Source organism: Rhodococcus sp. UFZ-B548 (assembly GCF_903819475.1).
GTDB lineage: Bacteria > Actinomycetota > Actinomycetes > Mycobacteriales > Mycobacteriaceae > Rhodococcus_F > Rhodococcus_F erythropolis.
This window is the reverse complement of the sequence record NZ_CAIJDS010000011.1, coordinates 99,860-118,912: the sequence shown is the minus strand read 5'-3', so window position 1 is coordinate 118,912 and position 19,053 is coordinate 99,860. Positions and strand designations below refer to the sequence as shown.

General features: G+C 62.1%; 19 protein-coding genes and 1 pseudogene. 10 read left to right on the top strand and 10 right to left on the bottom strand.

Going from position 1 to position 19,053, the window contains the following annotated elements:
- The first annotated feature begins 52 nt into the window (after positions 1–52).
- Positions 53–715: a GAP family protein gene (locus H7C86_RS12680; RefSeq protein WP_019748097.1), complete on the top strand. Its 663-nt coding sequence runs from the start codon at positions 53–55 to the stop codon at positions 713–715.
- A gap of 51 nt (positions 716–766) precedes the next feature.
- On the opposite strand, the gene H7C86_RS12675 is transcribed toward H7C86_RS12680, so the two are convergent.
- Positions 767–2,230 carry a glycoside hydrolase family 5 protein gene (locus tag H7C86_RS12675; RefSeq protein ID WP_182261628.1) on the bottom strand — a complete coding sequence of 488 codons (1,464 nt, stop codon included), beginning with the start codon at positions 2,228–2,230 and terminating at the stop codon, positions 767–769.
- A gap of 174 nt (positions 2,231–2,404) precedes the next feature.
- Between H7C86_RS12675 and H7C86_RS12670 the strand changes: the two genes are divergently transcribed.
- Both H7C86_RS12670 and H7C86_RS12665 read left to right on the top strand, forming a co-directional pair.
- Positions 2,405–3,325: an alpha/beta hydrolase gene (locus H7C86_RS12670; RefSeq protein ID WP_182261627.1), complete on the top strand. Its 921-nt coding sequence runs from the start codon at positions 2,405–2,407 to the stop codon at positions 3,323–3,325.
- A gap of 184 nt (positions 3,326–3,509) precedes the next feature.
- Entirely contained in the window at positions 3,510–4,418 is a 909-nt protein-coding gene (locus tag H7C86_RS12665) for a tyrosine-protein phosphatase (RefSeq protein WP_042951711.1), read from the top strand.
- A 187-nt stretch (positions 4,419–4,605) separates the two neighbouring features.
- Here H7C86_RS12665 and H7C86_RS12660 read toward each other — a convergent pair whose 3' ends face one another.
- Positions 4,606–5,181 (bottom strand): TetR/AcrR family transcriptional regulator, encoded by a 576-nt coding sequence (locus tag H7C86_RS12660; protein WP_070797186.1) that lies wholly within the window; start codon positions 5,179–5,181, stop codon positions 4,606–4,608.
- A 106-nt stretch (positions 5,182–5,287) separates the two neighbouring features.
- Here H7C86_RS12660 and H7C86_RS12655 point away from each other — a divergent pair, with 106 nt between their 5' ends.
- Entirely contained in the window at positions 5,288–6,469 is a 1,182-nt protein-coding gene (locus H7C86_RS12655) for a GDSL-type esterase/lipase family protein (RefSeq protein ID WP_070385285.1), read from the top strand.
- A 48-nt stretch (positions 6,470–6,517) separates the two neighbouring features.
- Here the strand turns inward: H7C86_RS12655 and H7C86_RS12650 are convergent.
- Positions 6,518–7,017 (bottom strand): annotated as a pseudogene (locus H7C86_RS12650) (nitroreductase family deazaflavin-dependent oxidoreductase).
- Between the two features lie 169 nt (positions 7,018–7,186).
- On the opposite strand from H7C86_RS12650, the gene H7C86_RS12645 reads away from it, so the two are divergent.
- Positions 7,187–7,693, top strand: coding sequence for a glyoxalase/bleomycin resistance/dioxygenase family protein (locus H7C86_RS12645; RefSeq protein WP_019748135.1), 507 nt, complete (start codon positions 7,187–7,189; stop codon positions 7,691–7,693).
- A 52-nt stretch (positions 7,694–7,745) separates the two neighbouring features.
- On the top strand, positions 7,746–8,576 hold the full coding sequence (locus H7C86_RS12640) for a MerR family transcriptional regulator (protein ID WP_182261626.1): 831 nt from the start codon (positions 7,746–7,748) through the stop codon (positions 8,574–8,576).
- Positions 8,577–8,595: 19 nt separating this feature from the next.
- Here H7C86_RS12640 and H7C86_RS12635 read toward each other — a convergent pair whose 3' ends face one another.
- Positions 8,596–8,769, bottom strand: a complete 174-nt coding sequence (locus H7C86_RS12635) for a hypothetical protein (protein ID WP_153211278.1) — start codon at positions 8,767–8,769, stop codon at positions 8,596–8,598.
- Positions 8,770–9,014: 245 nt separating this feature from the next.
- On the opposite strand from H7C86_RS12635, the gene H7C86_RS12630 reads away from it, so the two are divergent.
- The gene (locus tag H7C86_RS12630) at positions 9,015–10,064 is read left to right on the top strand and encodes a biotin/lipoate A/B protein ligase family protein (protein ID WP_097387438.1); all 1,050 of its coding nucleotides are present in this window, start codon (positions 9,015–9,017) and stop codon (positions 10,062–10,064) included.
- Positions 10,065–10,126: 62 nt separating this feature from the next.
- Here H7C86_RS12630 and H7C86_RS12625 read toward each other — a convergent pair whose 3' ends face one another.
- Positions 10,127–11,290, bottom strand: a complete 1,164-nt coding sequence (locus tag H7C86_RS12625; RefSeq protein ID WP_019748139.1) for a hypothetical protein — start codon at positions 11,288–11,290, stop codon at positions 10,127–10,129.
- Entirely contained in the window at positions 11,290–12,234 is a 945-nt protein-coding gene (locus H7C86_RS12620; RefSeq protein ID WP_029255210.1) for a metal-dependent hydrolase, read from the bottom strand. The genes H7C86_RS12625 and H7C86_RS12620 overlap by 1 nt, the downstream gene beginning before the upstream one ends.
- A 225-nt stretch (positions 12,235–12,459) precedes the next feature.
- On the opposite strand from H7C86_RS12620, the gene H7C86_RS12615 reads away from it, so the two are divergent.
- Positions 12,460–13,116, top strand: coding sequence for a TetR/AcrR family transcriptional regulator (locus H7C86_RS12615; RefSeq protein WP_092764471.1), 657 nt, complete (start codon positions 12,460–12,462; stop codon positions 13,114–13,116).
- Here the strand turns inward: H7C86_RS12615 and H7C86_RS12610 are convergent.
- Complete coding sequence (locus H7C86_RS12610) at positions 13,082–13,816, bottom strand: energy-coupling factor transporter transmembrane protein EcfT (protein WP_020907480.1); 735 nt, start codon at positions 13,814–13,816, stop codon at positions 13,082–13,084. The two genes, H7C86_RS12615 and H7C86_RS12610, sit on opposite strands and share 35 nt — an antisense overlap.
- Positions 13,813–15,852 (bottom strand): ATP-binding cassette domain-containing protein, encoded by a 2,040-nt coding sequence (locus H7C86_RS12605; protein WP_182261625.1) that lies wholly within the window; start codon positions 15,850–15,852, stop codon positions 13,813–13,815. The genes H7C86_RS12610 and H7C86_RS12605 overlap by 4 nt, the downstream gene beginning before the upstream one ends.
- 102 nt (positions 15,853–15,954) lie before the next feature.
- On the opposite strand from H7C86_RS12605, the gene dapB reads away from it, so the two are divergent.
- Both dapB and H7C86_RS12595 read left to right on the top strand, forming a co-directional pair.
- Entirely contained in the window at positions 15,955–16,719 is a 765-nt protein-coding gene (gene dapB, locus H7C86_RS12600) for a 4-hydroxy-tetrahydrodipicolinate reductase (protein ID WP_182261624.1), read from the top strand.
- Positions 16,716–17,180, top strand: a complete 465-nt coding sequence (locus H7C86_RS12595; RefSeq protein WP_020907483.1) for a hypothetical protein — start codon at positions 16,716–16,718, stop codon at positions 17,178–17,180. The genes dapB and H7C86_RS12595 overlap by 4 nt, the downstream gene beginning before the upstream one ends.
- A 35-nt stretch (positions 17,181–17,215) precedes the next feature.
- Here H7C86_RS12595 and H7C86_RS12590 read toward each other — a convergent pair whose 3' ends face one another.
- A complete protein-coding gene (locus H7C86_RS12590) occupies positions 17,216–17,872 on the bottom strand; it encodes a DUF3105 domain-containing protein (protein ID WP_019748146.1) in 657 nt (218 codons plus the stop codon).
- A 47-nt stretch (positions 17,873–17,919) separates the two neighbouring features.
- Positions 17,920–18,867: a hypothetical protein gene (locus H7C86_RS12585; protein ID WP_259349097.1), complete on the bottom strand. Its 948-nt coding sequence runs from the start codon at positions 18,865–18,867 to the stop codon at positions 17,920–17,922.
- Positions 18,868–19,053: the final 186 nt, after the last annotated feature.

The following is a 19,053-nucleotide window of genomic DNA, read 5'->3' as shown; positions in this document are numbered from 1 at the left end:
GGATTGGCGCGCAGCGGTATCGACTGCGTCCCGATGAGAAACGAGTTTTGACATGGGTTCCGTTATCGGAGATCTCCTCCCCATAGCTGTCGGTGTCGCCGTGTCTCCGGTAGCCGTCATCGCCACGATCTTGATGTTGCTCTCCAAGCGCGCGGGTAGCACCAGCATCGGGTTCGCGTTGGGTTGGCTGCTCGGAATCTTCATTGCCACAGTTCTTTTTGTCACCCTGTCCAGTGCCCTCAGCACCTCGGACAATGGACCGTCTGCCACGGTATCGTGGATCAAACTCGCTCTCGGTGTCCTCCTGTTGGCCTTCGGGGTCAAGCAGTGGCGAGGGCGCAGCGGCGAACACGAAACACCGAAGTGGATGCAAGCCATCGACGAGATGACCGCGGTCAAGGGGTTGGGCCTAGGATTCGCGCTCGCCGCGATCAACCCGAAGAATCTGCTGATGTGCATCGCGGCGGGAGTGTCGATCGGCTCGGCGTCGCTGGCGACCAGTGGAGTGATCGCCTCTGTCCTTGTCTTCACGATCATCGCCAGTTCAACGGTCGCGATCCCGGTCATCGGATACCTGGTGTCTGCTGATCGTCTGCGCGAGCCGTTGGCCAAGCTCAAGGTCTGGCTCCAAGACAACAACACCACGGTAATGAGCGTGTTGATCTTGGTCGTCGGAGTTGTTCTGATCGGCAAAGGAATCGGCGGAATCTTCTGATAAGCCCTCTTTCACGTGGTGTGAACGCGGACCGCCGAGGTGGGTGTCCTATCAGGCCAAGTTCACCGCGTAGTCGCCATCGGCGTGGCTGATCAGTTGCCAGCCGCCCTCTAGCGGGGACAGTCGGACGTCGGAGAGATTCGTGGTCTCGAGCTGTGGCCGGTCGGTGCCGGGGTACCAGGCTTCGACCTGTCCGGTACCCGTCCCGGTAAACCCGTTGCGCGACAACTCCGTCAGTGTGCCGGGCGCTGCTCGCGGATAAGCACGCGAGAGTGGCGCGGCGAATCCCTCTACGAGCCCGAGTGATTCACCGGACGGGCAGTCGATGCGATTCAGATTTCCCTGTGGCTGGTGGGTATTGCCGTCGCGAACCGGGTGGGGGTCACCGCACGCTTGTGTCCACGACCACCACGCGCCGCCCATCCGGTACTTGTCGGTGGCGTCGACGAAGCGGTCGACGTCTGCTCCCTGCTCGCCGGCATCCCCGAACCAACCCCATTCACCCGTCCACAACGGGGCGTCGTACCAGGCGGCAGCGCGGTCGGCGATCTTGAACCCGTCTTCGATTCCGGGGAATTCGGCACTGACTGTTATCGATTCGCTGTAGAGATGTGGCGAGAAGACCACCAGAGGATCGGTCAGGTACTGGCGTGGGGGCAGCGCGTCGAAGCCGAATGCCGACCAGATCGCGCTGGGCTCGAAGAACACGAGGTGCGGAAATCCGCCTGATTCGGCCTGTCTGATGGCGTCGGTGGCCCGCTTGTAGAACTGCCCGATCTGATCAGCGGCGGTGAATGGATCGCGCAGGCCGGGATTCGGTTCGTTCAACAGGTCGTATCCGGCCACCGCCGGTTCGTCTTTGAACTCGGCGGCCAACCGCGCCCACGTAGCCACGAGGCGACTCTGGATTCCTTGCTCGTCGTCGTAAAACGCCTGGAAGGCATGGGCGATCGCCGGTGCGGCTTCCCGGAGTCCAGCGATATTGCAGGTCGTCCATCCGCCGGTCAGGGTTGCCCACTCCGGTGCGCCGTCCCAGCCGACTCCCGGCTCCATGAAAGACGGGCACGACTGGTCGCTCGGGGTGCCGACGTACGGGCCCCATGCGTCCTGATGCATGTCGAGAACGGTGTAGATGCCGTGGTCTTTCGCGTTCTGGACTGCGCCTCGAATCCGGTCGACATACGCAGCGTCGAATGCACCGCGGGTCGGTTCGAGGAGGGACCACGCGACGTTGAGTCGGACAACGTTGAAGCCCAGCGCGGCCATCTGCGCGAAGTCCGTTCTTCCCAGCGGCGTAACGGTGGGTAGACCGGTGCCGTTGGTTGCGTAGTCATTGAGACCGTTGGCGTTCACGCCGCGGAGCAACACCGTTCGTCCGTCGACGTCCTTGATCGTTCGATCTGCGACGGTCAGTTGGGGGAGAGTCCAGCCCGGATCCGGAGGTGAAGCGTTTGCCGCCGGGGCTGCAATCTGGATAGCCAGGATTGCAAGGGTGGCAAGCAACAGCGCACGCATCCGTCGACCTTTCTAGACAAACGTCCAATTCAGAGATGAGGGTAGCGTGAGAACGCCTTATTGCGGCGCGATTCGCACATACCCGTCACGTCTTCATTGCCTGGAATGCCCCGGCTCGAGGCTGCTGTACGGGGTGCGAGAATTGTCGACAAGTCGCGACCCGAGGGAGCATTTGTGAAGCTTGCACTGACTGATCTGGTCGAACAACTACCCGGCGACGATGTGGCGATCACCCGAGCGTTCTATGCGCCGCGGCTTGCCGGTGTCGGTCCGAGTTCGCTGCAGGAACTGCTTGTGGCGCGAGCATCCAGGGTGGTTGAGCCCACGGCGACCCGGGCTGTTGAACACACACTCGACATCGAGGGTCGATCCGTTTCAGTGCGCGTAGTCACGCCGAAAGACGGCGTTGTCAACGGGGTCTATCTGTATCTTCCGGGTGGTGGTTTCTACATGAGTTCAGCGGCCAGCGCTGACGCCCGAAGTACGAGACTTGCCGACGCGGTCGGGGTGGCAGTGGTTACCGTCGATTACCGGCTTGCGCCGGAATTCCCTTGGCCGGCAGCGCCGGACGATTGTGAGGCAGTCGCTTTGTGGCTACTTGATGTCGCTGCCGAACGGTTCGGGACAACCAGGCTTGCCATCGGTGGCATGTCGGCGGGAGCAACCTTGGTGACGACGACATTGCTGCGCCTTCGTGATCGAGGTCTGGCCAAGTCGTTTTCGGGTGCCGTGCTGGAAGCGGGCACGTACGACGTCAGTGCTCAGACTCCCGCGGGCCGCACCATCAGCGACGAATACTTCATCGAAGCCTATGTCGGGCATGTCGATGATCGCACTCTCCCGGATATTTCTCCGACATTCGGCGACCTCAGCGGCCTGCCGCCTACCCTCGTGGTGGTCGGGTCAGAAGACGTGGTTCTGGCTGAGAACCTCTCCATGGTGGCGCGGCTGTCGGCGGCCGGTAACGACGTCGACTTGCGTCTCTATCCTGTTGTCCCGCATGGATTTACAAACCATCCAACGCCTGTTGCCCGGCGCGCTGCGCTCGATATGGGTGCTTGGCTTCGGAATCGACTCGACTCCAACCCCGCGTGACAAGCACGGGCGCGGTTCAGTGTGCCGAGGGTGTAGGAGTGGCAGGAGCGGGCAATTCGGACACCTGAACAAATGTCCGGTTTCTGGGGCAAAGTCGGGACGAGGAGCGCGCCACCCTTGTAATCTCGCACGTGAGTTTGCGGGGGCGCGGGGTCGTCCAGCACAGCGAGTGAAGAGGACGACGATGACGACTGCTTACACGCGCCGCCGAGGGGCGCATTCTTTCGGAATCGCCCTCACTGCGCTGTTTACCGTGGTGGCGGCCTTGACTGGCCCCGCACTCGCCTCCGCCTCGAGCGGCGACCCGCAATCGGGTTCGAGCCAGTTCGGATCGTCCGGGGAGCAACCGCCGCTGCCGGAGATCCCACCGCCGTCCGCGGCCGAGATCAGGCTCGACGAGGCGCGGAACTTCCGCGACATCGGCGGCTATCGGACTACCGACGGCAGGACCGTCCGGACAGGCCTGGTGTTCCGTTCCAACAAGCTCAGCTCGCTCAATGAGACTGATCTGGCCAAACTCACCGCCGCGAACCTGACCCTCGACGTCGATCTGCGTAACACCTCCGAACGCACGGAGGATCCCGATCGGATCCCCGCCGGGGTCACCTACCAGGTCGCCGACGTCGTCAGCATCGACCATGGCATCGCGTTCCACGAGTTCGTTCCCCTGACCCTCGGTCGCGCGTTGATCGACGGCGCGGTCAACGGAACCTCGAACATCGGCCAGAGCATCGGCTACCCGTTCATGGTCAACTACCGTGGCTCCGATGTCGCCTTCCATGATCTGCTGACGGCGATCGCGAACAACTCCGACGGCGCAACCGTCTACCACTGCAGCGCAGGGAAGGATCGCACCGGTTGGGGTACCGCGATCCTGCTGACCATCCTCGGTGTCCCGCGTGAGGTCATCAGTGCCGACTTCATGGCGTCGAACACGTACCTGGGCCGGGACGACGCGGTGGACCTGTCGTGGCTCGATGCGGCGTACGCCCAGGTGGACCGGCTCTACGGTGGTATGGATACTTACGTACGGGAGGGCCTCGGCGTCGACCAGGGCACTATCGACTCTCTGCGTGCCAAGCTTCTCCTCTAAGCGCAGCCCCACACCTCGACTTATTGCCCACTCGAACCCTCTGCTGTTCCAGCGCGACCAATGATTACGGGAACGCGCAATTGTGTGGCGCTGCTCCTGCGGTGGGCTCGAGGTTGCGGTCTCCATCATCAGGCCGCATGCCAACACCAAGTGGCGCAGGAACTTTGCTCACAAGAAGCACGCCTGATCATGCACTCGACGCTGGCCAATTGGTCAGCATCGAATCGAGAGCCTCGAGGATCCTGGACCAGCTTTCGGCGCTGTCCGGTGCACTGTGGCTGAACGATCCACCTAACTCCAGGCTGGCATATCCATGGAAAACGCTGCCTAGCAACCGAACTGCGTGAGTCTGGTCGAGGTCGGTGAGGTTGTATCCGCGCAGAATCGATCGCATCATCTGCGAGTGTCTGAAGCCCGCGCTCGCTGCTGCGTCCTCCGGGGTGAGGCGCATCTGTGACGCGGCGTACCGGCCGGGGTGTGCCTTCGCGTAGTCGCGATAGACGTTCGCGAAGGCGGTCAAAGCGTCGCGGCCGGACCGACCGGCCACGGCGTCGGCAGCCTGGTCTGCCATCTCCTCCAAAGCGAGCAACGCGATTCTGGTTTTGAGGTCGTTCGAACTCTTCACGTGGGAGTACAGGCTTGCGACTTTGACGTCGAACTGCCTGGCGACTGCCGATACGGTCACGTGCTCGAAGCCGACCTCGTCGGCCAATTCCGCGCCCGCCATCGCGAGGCGGTCGGCTGTGAGTCCTGCGCGAGGCATGTCAATCGGTCCTGTTCGTCGGGAGGGTAAACCATTTGCCTAAAGAGTATAGGCAAATTACTATCGGCAGTAGCAAACTTCCGTAAACGATTTTCAGGTGAATGAAATGCACAGCCAGAGCAGCTGGATTACTACCGAAATTTCCGAGGACATCGTGCGCGGAGCCCTCGAAATCGAACGGACCGAACGCGGTGTGCTGACGCACCGCCTACCTGCCAAGGCTCGCACGCAATTCGCTGACGGGCAGATGGCAATGGCGCAATCACAACCGTCCGGGGTGCGGCTTGTATTCCGAACCAGCGCCACGAGCATCGAACTCGATACTCTGCCCACGAAAATGATCTACACCGGCGCTCCGCCGAGGCCGCAAGGGGTGTACGACCTGCTCGTCGACGGCGAACTGGCCGGGCAAGCAAGCGCTACGGGCGGCAATACGGTGACGATCGACATGGCTACCGGTACCGCTCAGAGGCAGTCCGGACCTGTCAGTATCATCCGTTTCGCGGAGCTGCCCGCGCGATCCAAGACCGTCGAGATCTGGTTGCCACACAACGAGACCACCGAACTTGTCGCATTGCGAACCGACGCGCCACTCGAACTCGCGGTTGATACGAAGCGCCGCGTGTGGCTCCATCACGGAAGCTCGATCAGTCAAGGATCCGGCGCTGAAAGTCCCTCCGGCACTTGGCCTGCTCTTGCAGCCTCCGTCGGCGGCGTGGATCTGATCAACCTCGGGTTCAGTGGCAGTGCTCTGCTGGACCAGTACACCGCCCGCGCGATGCGCGACACTTCTGCTGACCTGATCAGCATCAAGATGGGCATCAATCTGGTCAACGCAGACGTGATGCGCCTACGGGCCTTCACATCTGCAATGCACGGCTTCCTCGACACGGTTCGCGACGGTCATCCAGTGGCTCCGCTGTTGGTCGTTTCGCCCGTCTATTGCCCGATCCACGAGGACACACCGGGGCCTGGTGCCTTCGACTTCGACGCTCTTGCCAGAGGCGAAATGCGATTCGTTGCCACCGGAGATCCCGCCGAGCGGGCATCCGGGAAGCTGACGCTGCGCTCGATTCGGGAAGAGTTGGCGCGCATCGTAACCCAGCGGTCAGTCGATGATCCTAATCTGCATTACATCGACGGGTGTGATCTCTACGGTGCCGCGGAGAACGAAGAGTTGCCGCTTCCCGATCAGCTCCATCCGGACGCTGCAACGCATCGTCTCATCGGCGAACGCTTTGCCCAACGTGTATTCGCAGACGGCGGTGTATTCGCCGGCGAGGTGTAATCGCCGGCGAGGTGTAATCGCGCAATCTGATTCGGCTCACACCACCACTCACATCACGGTGAGCCGAATCAGCGGGTACTTGCGATCGGACTTGCTCTGGTACTTGGCGATTCGGGGCTGGGCGGTGGCCACTTGGTGGCCACTTGGTGCCACGCATGCTCGCGATCGTCGCCTTCGAGTTCGTGAGCTGTGACTGGTACGACATTTCGGCCGGGCATCTCGATAGACACTCGATCGGGATGCGCCACCACATTCGAGTGCCAGTCCGGGTTTCGACCGCCGCCGCCCGAAGCCACGATCAACAGACCGCCCCTGCCGTCGGACAGGTGCATCAGCGGAGTCTCTCGGGGTTGCCCGCTGCGTCGGCCTACCGTGTGCAGGATGAGGACGTCCATTCCCATGAACGTGCCTTTCCCGCGCCGAATCTTGCGATTCGTGCGGGCGTTCGCGTTCCGCTGCATCCACCGTGACAGTGCGCCGGGACCGCCGGACTTCGGTTCGCAGTGATTCCCGATGGGATCTCTCGGTGTTGGATCCGTCTGTGCCATGGTCGGCTACCTCCAGTTTGTCGGCGTGAGCGTCGTTTCGACAAACCTATGAGGCTTGCGGGCTCGGTGCTTCTCGATTTCTGATCACTGTGTTTTCCGGTCACTGTGTTTTGTGATCGGAGTTCACAAGATTTGACCCTGACGTAGCGTGAGGGCTCACGATGACTTCATGACCGACACCTACCCTGCATTCGACGTCAGCCCCGTCCCTGTCCCTACGACAGATGCCGTGCCTCCGGAACAGTTCCGAGGTCTCTACGGTATGCCGATGTTCGTGTCTGTTCCGACTTCGGATCTGGCCGAATCGGCAGACTTCTGGATCCGCGGGCTCGGGTTCTTCGACCTCTTTTCGGTGCCTGATCGACTGACGCATCTGCGGCGCTGGGCATTTCAAGACGTTCTGCTCGTGCCCGGCGAGCGAGCAGATTCACCACCGTCCATCAGCGTGAGCTTTGCGTGTGTGCTGAGTCAGATCGACCAGATAGCAAAGGCGTGTGAGGAATTGCGGCCCGGATGCACCAGCGGTCCAGACCTGAAGCCGTGGAATTCACTGGAGTTGGAGATCGTGACACCGGAGAACGCGCGTGTGATCATGACGGCCGCTCGTCCGTACGACCCGAACAGTGCCGAGGCCGAGCATCTGCGAGGTATGGGAATTGACGGACCCGACGACTGAACAGAAGTCTGACGCGGTGGTCTCGCGCACCGCGTCTGTCAAACTGGATGCCGTGACGGACCAACTCTTCGGAGACGAGGCAGACAGTGCTCTTACCGTCGGTGCTGCCGCATCTCGGCTGGGCATAACTGTACGTACCCTTCATCATTGGGACGCAATCGGTTTGGTGTGCCCGTCCGGGCGCAGTGACGGTGGCTACCGGCTGTACACCGACGCCGACCTCGGCCGAATTGGTCGCGTACTTGTCTACCGCGACGTGGGCTTGTCGCTCGACGAGATCGGGATATTGCTCGAATCGCCGGCAGCCCACGTGGATGAAACACTGCGCGGGCAGCGCGCCGAGTTGCGACAACGGATTGCCGACTTGGAGCAACGGGGCGAGTCCTTGGATCGCATCATCGATGCCAGGAAGTCCGGTGTGCTGTTGCCGGCAGACGAGCAGGTGTCGATCTTCGGCCGACACTGGCAGCCGTCATGGGGGCCGGAGGCGCACGAGCGTTGGGGTGACAGTGCGCAGTGGGCGCAGCACGCGGAACGGTCGGCGGGTAGGACCGCTGAGGATTGGCAGAAGATCACCGACTGCGTCGAGACGCTCAACGAAGATCTGGCGTTGGCGTGCCGCGCGGGTGTCGAACCGGGAAGCGCCGAGGCGAATTCGCTGGCAGAACGCCACCGAGCGTCGATCGGGGTCTACTTCGACTGCACACATTCGATGCAGGTGTGTCTGGGGCGGATGTACGTGGCCGATCCGGGATTCTCCGAGTTCTACGACGCGCTGTTCTACGAGACGGTCGAGGCCGGTCTGACCGCGTGGCTCCGCGCTGTCATCGATGCGAACGCTCTGGCCCATGGAGTTGTCCCCGAATCGGCGACATGGGTGTGAGTGAGCTGGTGGTCGCTCGTCAGTCCAAAGACGCGCAGGCAGTGCACCACGGTCGGCCGTCGACCCCGGGGGCACGATGGGGTACTGCGATGCGCGCGGCCAAAATGCAGCTTTCGTTGTCGTGATAGACGTCGAGATCCGAAGGAACCGTCGAGTGGAACGCCGGGACCTTCATGTCTACCTCCGTTGTCACTCGCCAGAGAGTTGGCTCGTTGCGGTAATCCTCCCACCCCAGCGATCATCTCGCCTGTCGGAAGAAGCACGTGTCAAGGCGGGGGCCGACACCTGCTGTCCTCGCCGCGCGATCATGGAGCCGCACAGCGGTTTACAGGTGTGAGAGCCTGATCACCCTTCCGGCCGAACCGATGCGCACTGCGCGCGCGGTGTGATCTTCGACGGCGCTCACCGCAGAGAATCGCACAGGGATAGGCTGGACGAATGCGTGGAGAGTACAAGGTTCCTGGTGGAAAACTGGTCGCGGTCGACGTCGAGGTGGCGGACGGTCGGCTGGCCGAAGTCGCAGTCTCGGGGGACTTCTTCCTCGAGCCCGACAGTGCGCTCGACGACATCAACGCGGCGTTGCGCGGAATGCCAGCCGACTCGGATGCAGAACAGTTGGCACAAGCTATCTCCAGTGCGCTCGACGAGTCCGTCTCGATGATCGGCTTCACGCCGCAGTCGGTCGGTATTGCGATCCGGCGCGCACTCGGTCACGCCACGAGTTGGGCGGATCACACGTTCGACCTCATCCCACCGGTGGTTCTGGACCCAGCGATGCACGTCGCGCTGGACGAGGTCATCGCGCGTGAGGTGGCATCGGGTGAGCGTCCGCCGACACTGCGATTCTGGGACTGGGACTCGCCCTTGGTCGTGATCGGATCGTTCCAATCCGTGCGTAACGAGGTCGACTCCGAGGCTGCTGAGCGGCACGGCATCGGCGTGGTGCGCCGAATCTCCGGTGGCGGCGCGATGTTCATGGAACCTGGCAACTGCATCACGTACTCGTTGGCAGTACCGGCGTCGTTGGTCGAAGGTTTGAGTTTCGAGCAGTCCTACGCGTTTCTCGATCAGTGGGTGATGGGAGCGCTGGCCGAGGTGGGTATCAACGCTCGGTACGTGCCGCTCAACGACATCGCCTCGGACAAGGGCAAGATAGCCGGCGCCGCTCAGAAGCGATTCGCGTCCGGCACCGTGCTCCATCACGTGACCATGGCCTACGACATCGATGCGGAGAAGATGACGCAGGTGCTGCGAATCGGGCGAGAGAAGATGTCGGACAAGGGAACCAAGAGCGCAGCCAAGCGGGTCGATCCGCTGCGTTCTCAAACCGGAATGACGCGTGCAGCGATCCTGGAGTCGTTTGCGCAGCACTTCCGCGGCCAGTACGACACCCGTGACAGCGACTACACGGACTCGGAGTTGGAGCAGGCGCGCAAGCTGGTGGACACGAAGTTCAGCACCGAAGCGTGGACTCACCGCGTCCCGTGACGCCGTTGTCTCGGGATACCGACAAACCGGGACGAGACCCGAGAGGTCTCGTCCCGGTCGACCTAGCTGGCCGGAGTCGTTGAGTTTGCCCCGAGAAGTTCAGCGTCGTCGTCGACGACGGAGTTCCTCTTCGGAATGGTGAAAGTTGCGCTCACACACAGGATTGCGATGACGAAGCACGCCAGTGTGTACCACAGGTTCCCGATGGGATCTCCAGCGCTGGTGGAACCTTCGACTGCGTCGAAGAAGTCCGGAAGCGCACTCGCCCACAGTACGGCCATGACAACCAGGTACACCACGCTGTAAATCTGGACGAACCTGTTGGTGTGTGCAGGAGCGTTCGATTCTGCCGAGCGCAGGTTTCTCCACTGGCGGACGAGAACCACGATCGCGACCACTGTGAGGACGGCGAGTTCCGCCGCATAGAGGAACCCACGAACGGTGTCACTGCCCATCCCGAAGACCGTCGCCGGGAGCGGGAGAATGAACGTGCCCAGCGATGCCAGCAGGCCGATCACGATGGTGCGCCAAACCAACTGAAGCCCGGAGAAGTGCTTGCCGGCATCGACGTGCCGTCCGACGAAGTACTGGACGCAGAATGCCAACGACATCGGCCACAGAGCGGCGAAGACGACCACGCTGGGGAGTGGAACCGCGTCGAACATGGGTTGGTTGATCGGGTTCGACGTCGACCACTCCCACCACCGCAACTGGGGTCCGAGGTGATCGAAGATTTCGTAGAACGCATGGTGGACGAAGCCGACGCAGACTGCACCCAGCAGGGGACCGTATTTGCGGAAAACGCCGAGCATTCTGACTATTTCGAAGGCCAATGTCGCCATGAGCGGGTAGATGGCAATGATGTACAGCGGCAGTCGACCCCACATGAAGTCGACGGTGAACACGTTGTGCGCGAACATCGTGTCCACTTGTTCTTCGATGCCGAAGGCTGCCGGGAAGTACAGCGGAGGCTCGATGATGAACAGGTAGGCGGTGGCGCCGAACCAAAGGACCAGGTTGGTGGGGTCGCCGTTGCGGCGCAGTCGCACGATCGCCAAGACCAGTGCGAGTACCGAGCCGACGATGATCGTCCATTCGAGTACGGGCAGGGTCCAGTTCTCGAGGGCCGCCGGGTTACGGAACTCGACGAGTCCACCTGCTTCCTGACAGGAGAAACCGAGTTCTGTTGCCAGTTGGGCAAACGTGGGGGAGCAGTGCTCTGCCATCAGTTGGCCCCTGACGTGATCGACTCTTGTGCCTGAGATTCAGCGGTGTACCAGCGTGTGCAGTCGTAGCCGTCGTCGTAACGCTTGAACCACTGGTCGGCCAGTGCGGGGAGCTTCTCGTGGTCCGGGTTGTGATTGGGCATCTGGCTGCGGAAGACACCGCCGAGCGCGACGAGTTGTTCGCCGAGTTGTAGGTGATCGAAGGCGCGGGGCATGGTGCCCTTGGTCAGGTAGGGCGCAAACGACGTCAGAATCTTCTGCTTGGTGCGGTGCATGGCGAACATCGACAGTGAGTCGACTTGCCGTTCGGAGAGTGGAACGTGCTGGTTGAACCCTGCACAGGCGATGCGAATCACCTTCATGACGTGCGCGAAGATCGACGGCGCCATTCGCATCCGGTAAAGCTCGCTTCCGACAACGGAATTGAAGATGATCAGTGCCGAGCTGCGATGCTCGACCTCCTCGACGAAGTGCCAGATGAACAGTGACGCGACGCGGTCGTCTCCCGGACGGAACAAGGTCGCCTCGTTGTCGAGCATCAGTTTGAACACCGGTGTGAAGGTCGCCTCCAGATCTGCGGTGTACGCGAGCCGGTAGTTCAACGAGGTCGCCTCGGTGAGCAGATCGAATTCACCGATCACGGCGTCGAGTGTGTTCTGCAGTCCGGGGTATCGCCTGATCAGAGCTTTCACATGTTGGCGGTGGGCGGTCGAGTGGTGGCCTTCTTGACGCATGAATGCCACGGCTTCCTCGGCGACCTCCGGATCGCTGATCCGCGACTTGGTTTGCATGATCATCTTCACGATCATTTTCTCGAAACCGATGGCCAGGAACGAGACCGCGTTGGACATGCTCGACCAGGCCGGATTCTCCGGGTTCCACAGGAAGGGAACGTCATGATCCTCGAATCCGAAATCCATCTTTCGGGGCTGAAGGTTGGTCACTTGTCGAACCTCGTCTTTCGGAGGGGCTGGTCAGGTGGCCGCTCTGGCACTCGAAGCCACTTGTGGCAGTAATCATACATATTGGTGTGCAGTTGTATGTTCACTTTCGATGACGAACGTGAATTCGAGGGACGCAGATGCAAAACCTGCCTGTGTTAGCCTGTGGCTCTTGGACTTCGAGCGCAAAGACATGGTTCGAGCCTCGTTCGAGCGAGGAAGTGGGCAGTGGCACGAAGGCGTGGGTGGGGCGGCAATCCACCGGACAACGACGAAGATGCGTCACGTCGAATTGTCGAGGCCGCAGTCGAGCTGATCGGACGGACGAGTTCGGAAATCAGCATCGGCGACGTCGCGGAGTCACTGGGCGTGATCCGGCAGACCGTGTATCGATACTTCCCCAGCGCCGACGCTCTGATGCGGGCAGCGGCGATCGCGTCGGTCGACGGCTACCTCGATCGACTCACCACACACGTGAGCGGCATCGAAGATCCCGTCGAGGCGATGACCGAGGGTGTTCTCTACACACTGACTCAGGTCCACCGAACACCGCATCTCGGCATCCTTCTCACAAGCACGAATACGAGTCTGCACCCGGAGGGTCTGACCTCGCAGGAGGCGCAAGCCTTCGGAATGGCGATGATCAACCGCTTCGACGTGGACTGGGTGCATTACGGCTACGACGACGCGTCACTTCAGGAACTGGTCGAATACGTCCTGCGGACGATGCAGTCGTTTTTCCTCGCGCCTGGCGACCCACCGCGGAGCGATGAGGAACTGCGGCGATACCTACGGCGCTGGATGGGTTCTGCGATCATCGCCCAGGCAAATTCTGTCAGCGATGACCCGATCAGCGCAGAACTATCGTCAAAGCAACGGCACTGACGCACGCGGCGATGACGACGGTCAGTGCGAACAGGTCGGCGAGCTGAGGGCGCTTGGGATACGCCGCAATCAGTCCAGTGCCCCCGCGAGCGGAGATTGCTTCGCCCATTTCGGCAGACCGCCGAATTGCCACGGACATGGTTGTGGTGATCAGGTCGACTATCGAATTGTCGGCCGCGCTGTTCACCACAGCTTTCGGGCGCAGTCGTCGCGCCGCTACCAGGGTGAGCATCTCGTCGATCAACAGCGGAAGTGAACGAATGCAGAGGGCGGTCGCGATGGCCCACTCGTCGACCGGGATCTTGAATATTCGCAGCGGTCTACCGAGCGTTGCCAGTGCCGGCGCCACGTCGCTCATCGACGTGGTCCACGCCAACATCAGTGAGACGCAGAGCAATACAAGACCGAACGTCACAGCTTGCAGGTAGATGAACACCGCGTCGATGCCGATCGGAAGGTTGATCAACGCGCCGAGCAGGATCAGCGCCCACAACCACCACGGAGGTCGGGGAACTGCAGTCGGGGGGATACGTCCGATCACCGCGGTCAGCAACAACAATCCCAGTACGACGCCGATCGCCGGCCAGGACGGCGCGGCCACGACCACGATGCTGACGAGAACGACGGCAACGATCTTCGTTCCGGCCCACAATCGGTGGATCGGCGATGAAGTCGGGACTTCGCGCAGAAGTGTTGTCACGTCGTCGATCCTTCCAAGGCGCTCCTGGCGGCAGGGTCGAGGATGCGACCCTGCGACAGTCGAATTGTTCTGCTGCAGACGGCATCCATGCCGTCGACATCGTGGGAGATGACGACTACTGCGGTTCCGTTCCGACGAATCCACCTGAGTACGTTCAGGATTTCGTGTCGGCCGGGTGGATCGAGACCGGCCAATGGTTCGTCGAGGATGAGTACGCGGGGTTGGCGGACGAGGAGACCGGCCAGTACGACGCGTCGCATCTGTCCGCCGCTCAACTCGTCGATACTGCGGCCGGCGATGTGACGGTCGAGTCCGACGGCGTCGAGCGCCCAGGAGACTTGCACCGATCCGATCTCCGGACCACCGGCGGCCTCGATGTCTTCGGCGACGGTTCGGCGTTGCAGCTGCAGCCTCGAGTGTTGGAACGTCAGACCGACAGTGCCGAGCTGACGCGAGACGGGTTTGCCGTCGAAGACCGCGGTTCCCCGGCTCGGTGCGATCAAGCCCGCCATGATCCAGGCCAGGGTCGATTTACCGGAACCGTTGCCGCCCAGGACCAGTAGTCCGTCCCCGTCTCCGATGGTCAGATTCACGTCCGAGAGTGCGCGCCGCGACCACGGAGTCCGGTCGTTGTAGGTGTGGGTGACATCGGTGAGTTGGAGGACCGTTCGAGTGCCGGCCGGCCACGGCGCAGACGGCGGACCCGCGAACGTCGACGTCATCCAACCGGGTTGGTGATCGATCTGCCGTCCGCGTTGTAGTTGAATCACCCGATCTGAGTTGCGGGTGTCGGCGTGGTGATGGGTGACCAGAACCACGGCCATCGGATGGCGCCGGGGCAGTTCGGCGAGGAGCGAGACCAATTCCTCCCGGCCGGCCTGATCGACCATCGCGGTGGCTTCGTCCGCGATCAGCAGAGCGGGGCGACGAGCCAGAGCGGCAGCAACCGCCAGACGTTGCATCTCGCCGCCGGACAGCCCTGAGGTCTCGCGCATGCCCATGCCCGCGAGTCCCACCTCGGCCAGCAGTGCATCGACGTCGGGATGCGACTCGGGCGGAAGCCCCCAGACGACGTCATCGGCGACGCGGGTTCCGAGGATCTGGCTCTCGGGACGTTGGAGGACGACGGCGGTTCCTCCGTGTCGACCGAGACCGGCGGACCCGGGCCTCGTCAGGGTCCCGACGGTCGGTGCGCGACCGGCGAGCAACCGGGTGAGTGTGGACTTGCCCGAGCCGTTGTGGCCGACGACGGTGACGAACTCTCCTCGTCGGACCGTGAAGTTGACGTCGACGAGCGCCGGCGTCGATGCACCCGGATAGGTGAAGCCCACGTGATCGAAAGTGACCGGTAGCGGGTCGATCGGACGGTCGTCGGGTGCTGTCTGGAGCGGGTCGGCCGAGGGGAGTGCAGCCAATCGATCGAGGACGGCGCCGAGGACAAAATAGGAGACGACGGTGCTGAGGACGATTCCGGAGATGATCGACACGCCGATCCACAACCACCAGTAGTCGATGATCGAGCCGATGCTGTTCTCGATCCATTCGGCTGCGCCGACCAGCGTGGGGGCACGCTTCAAGATTGCGGCCACGCCAAGCGCGGTGTTCTCCAGCGAGGTCAACAACAAGGTGCGCAGGGGCGCGAGAACAAGCAAAAGGACTATGGAGAACAACGCCAGCGCGGGTCCGATGACAAGCGACGACAGCAACGCGGAGACGAAGCCGAGACCGCGCCGCTTGACCGTACCGATGATTCCGCCGAGGAGAGCGCTCAGCGCGACCGCCGCCGCAGATCCCGAACCCGCTGCGACGAAAGCGACTGCAGTAGCCGAGACGCCGGCCGTCATCACGGCGCGGACTCGAAAGCGCTGGGCAACAATTCCCATCGGAACGGCGGCCACGAGGTTGAGGGCGCTGGCCATGGGGATGACCGTGGCAATGACGGACAACGCGACCGTGAATCCGGCCATGACGGCACCCGTTGCCAACTCGAGTGGTCGAAGGTTGCCGGTTTCGCGGACTTGCGGACGGTTGCTCACTACGTCCAGTGTGCCAGTGGTGACATAACTCCTGCCCGACTGATGGTGAGCGCATCGGCACGATTGCGTAGGCTTCACCTCAAACAATGCATCGGACGGAGCGTGGAAGACGTGAGTGCAGCACCCATCAGGGTCGGGGTTCTGGGAGCCAAGGGCAAGGTCGGTCGAGCGATCTGCGAGGCAGTGGAAGCTGCTCCCGATCTGGAACTTGTCGCTCAGGTCGATACCGGTGATCGCATCGAGACGTTCGTCGACACCCGTACTCAGGTAGTCGTCGATTTCACGCACCCCGACGTCGTCATGGGAAATCTGGAATTCCTCGTGGCCAACGGAATTCACGCCGTGATCGGCACCACCGGTTTCGACGAGTCCAGGATTGCGACTGTGCAGTCCTGGCTCGACGAGCAGCCTGCAACGGGTGTTCTGATCGCCCCGAACTTCGCCATCGGTGCTGTGTTGTTGATGCGTTTCTCGGCTGCCGCGGCGCGCTTCTTCGATTCCGTCGAGGTCATCGAACTTCACCACCCCAACAAGGCAGATGCTCCCTCGGGCACCGCATACCGAACGGCCGCCATGATCGCCGAAGCTCGCGCGGAAGCAGGCGTCGGACGCAGCCCTGACGCCACCACGACCGAGCTCGAGGGTGCGCGCGGCGCCGACGTCGACGGCGTCCGGGTTCACTCCGTGCGGATGGCCGGACTGGTCGCGCATCAGGAAGTGATTCTCGGAACTCAGGGCGAGACGCTGACCATTCGCCACGACTCGATCGACCGGAATTCGTTCGCGCCGGGCGTTCTGCTCGGCGTCCGCCAGATCGGCTCGCGTCCGGGCCTGACGGTCGGTATCGATTCCTTCCTCGATCTATGAACAAGACCACCCGCACCCTCGCGCTGATCGTTGCGATCTGTATCGCGCTCGCGGTGTACTTCGTATTGCTCGGCCAGCGCGGAATCCAGCTCATCCAAGACGGAGGCGGCGCCGCGATCGGTCTCGGGATCGGCGTGCTGATCCTGCCGTTCCTGGGGCTGTGGCTCGTCATCGCCACCCTTCGTGCCGGCTTCACACACCAACGCCTCGCGCAGCAGATTCACGACGAGGGCCTCGCTGTCGATGCGTCTTCACTTCCGAAATTGCCTTCGGGCCGGATCGAGCGGGCGGCTGCCGACGAGTTGTTCGCTCAGATCAAGGTCGACTGGGAAGCAGACCCGGACAACTGGAAGCAGAACTTCCGACTCGCTCGCGCCTACGACTATGCCGGTGACCGAAGCCGGGCGCGGGAAACCATGCGCCGCGCAGTGGAACTGGAACGTCGGTCGCGAGGCAAGTAGTTTCTCCCTGCTGTGAACAGGGGTCTGCTGGGATGCTACCGCTCCGGAACTGTTGCGGGAGAAGACGGATCCGGAGTGGTGGGGTCGAATGGCGGCGGGTTGTTCGGGTCGAAGCTAGTCATCGGCACCGAACACGTCGCGCCCACTTCGGGATACGTGTTCGGGTTGACTCGTAGCGCCGAGACGAATTGATCGATGCGAGCGTCCTCAGCGTTGTCGAGTTTGAGTTGACGGCCCCAGGACTGCAGCGAGATCGGCGAATCCAGGGTCGGATACGGCGACATCAAGGTGTAGCTCATGCCTTCGACTCGCTGTGCCAAGCGCGCCTGATCCTCACTCGAGACCAGGTCGGGGTTGTACGTGATCCACACTGCCCCGTGCTCGAGGGAATGGACCGCATTCTCGGTTCGAATGGCTTGCGGGTAGACAACTCCGGTGCAGTTTGCCCAGACCGAATCATGGCGACCACCGAAGGGCGGTGAATGTGTGTACGCCACACGTTCGTTCGGCCGTACGTGTTGAGCTGCCGGGTAGTCGACCGTGACAACTCCGTCGATGGATTCGGACGGATCCGGATTGTCGACGCTCGGAACAAACGCATCCGGTCGAGGTGTTCCTTCGAGAGAATTCGCGCACGAAGCCAGCGCGAGAACTGTCGAGATCGCCACTGTTGCTCGAAGTTGTTTGTTCACTCGGCCATGATAGCGGCGCCTGTCCGCTTTCCCGAGACGTGAATCGACTACGACCCGAGAGAGCTTGTGGTTCCGCCCGAGTGCGCGATGTCACTGGCGCCTCGAAGAATTCGGAGCGGAGGCAGCGGCCCTTGGTATGCCTCGGAGCCACTGATCAGATCACCGGCCGCGTCGAACGCGATCGCTTCACCTTGTGGCTCGTCGGGAAGGGGCACACGAATAGGCGTGGTGGTCAAGGCTTTCGCGACATCGCCGTCGGGAGCTGTGTAGAGGTAGACATCGGTGTAGGTGCGCAGCGCTACCACCGTGCCGTCTTTGCTCACGGCGCCTCCGGTGACAGCCATCGTTCCGGCGTGGGGGACCGGCCCACCGGAAGTGAGGGTGGGAGAAAATCTGAGCTGACCTACCTTGGCCAACATGGTCGGCGACGCCGTCCTCGGATCCTGAACCTGCTGTCGCTCAGCGGTTGTGTAGACCACGCTTGCGCCCAGGTAATCCTTGGTGACGATGACGGGAAGCCCGTTGCTCTGGATCAGCAGTGTCTCGGCATCGTGCGCCCCGTCCGGATAAACCAGGGGGTAGGAGGTCGCGGCACCTGAAGTCGGATCGAGTTCGATCAGCCCGATCGACGTTCGTACCGCGTTGTTGTCGCCGATGTCTGCCAGCCACAGGTGGCCGTCGGGAGTCGACGAGAGATCCTCGATATCGACACGAGGGGTGCCCACGTTGATCCAGCGCTGAACGTGGCAGTTCGAATCGAGTTCGGCGACTCGATCATCGGAGCCGCTGTCGCCGATTGCGTATATCCCGGCCGCGGTGAGGGTGAGTCCGGACAGCTCGGAAAGGCCTGCATCGGTGGGTGTGCACAGTACGTCGAAGACGCGCGGGGCCTGTTGCGCCGCCGCCGGAACAGTGTGAACGCCGACGACTGCGGCGGCGAGAAGAACCGATCCGGCAGCCGCAGCGACTGAATGGGCGAGCGGGCGATTCCACACTACGATGCAGTCCTCCGGGCCGAAGAATCGGGACTTAGTACCCAGAGAATACTGGACGTCCGTCTCACTTTGTCCGAATTCCAAGAAATCGCGCTTGCCGAGACGTCGTGATGCGTCAGTGATTCGCTGAGTGAATGTTGGTGCAGGAGGGGATACTCGACTCACCGGAGATCGGCGGCAACGAGC

Bases quoted from the DNA above. Each gene is read 5' to 3' on its own strand.
- H7C86_RS12680 (WP_019748097.1), top strand. From the start codon at position 53: ATGGGTTCCGTTATCGGAGATCTCCTCCCCATAGCTGTCGGTGTCGCC.
- H7C86_RS12675 (WP_182261628.1), bottom strand. From the start codon at position 2,230: ATGCGTGCGCTGTTGCTTGCCACCCTTGCAATCCTGGCTATCCAGATT.
- H7C86_RS12665 (WP_042951711.1), top strand. From the start codon at position 3,510: ATGACGACTGCTTACACGCGCCGCCGAGGGGCGCATTCTTTCGGAATC.
- H7C86_RS12660 (WP_070797186.1), bottom strand. From the start codon at position 5,181: ATGCCTCGCGCAGGACTCACAGCCGACCGCCTCGCGATGGCGGGCGCG.
- H7C86_RS12655 (WP_070385285.1), top strand. From the start codon at position 5,288: ATGCACAGCCAGAGCAGCTGGATTACTACCGAAATTTCCGAGGACATC.
- H7C86_RS12645 (WP_019748135.1), top strand. From the start codon at position 7,187: ATGACCGACACCTACCCTGCATTCGACGTCAGCCCCGTCCCTGTCCCT.
- H7C86_RS12630 (WP_097387438.1), top strand. From the start codon at position 9,015: ATGCGTGGAGAGTACAAGGTTCCTGGTGGAAAACTGGTCGCGGTCGAC.
- H7C86_RS12625 (WP_019748139.1), bottom strand. From the start codon at position 11,290: ATGGCAGAGCACTGCTCCCCCACGTTTGCCCAACTGGCAACAGAACTC.
- H7C86_RS12595 (WP_020907483.1), top strand. From the start codon at position 16,716: ATGAACAAGACCACCCGCACCCTCGCGCTGATCGTTGCGATCTGTATC.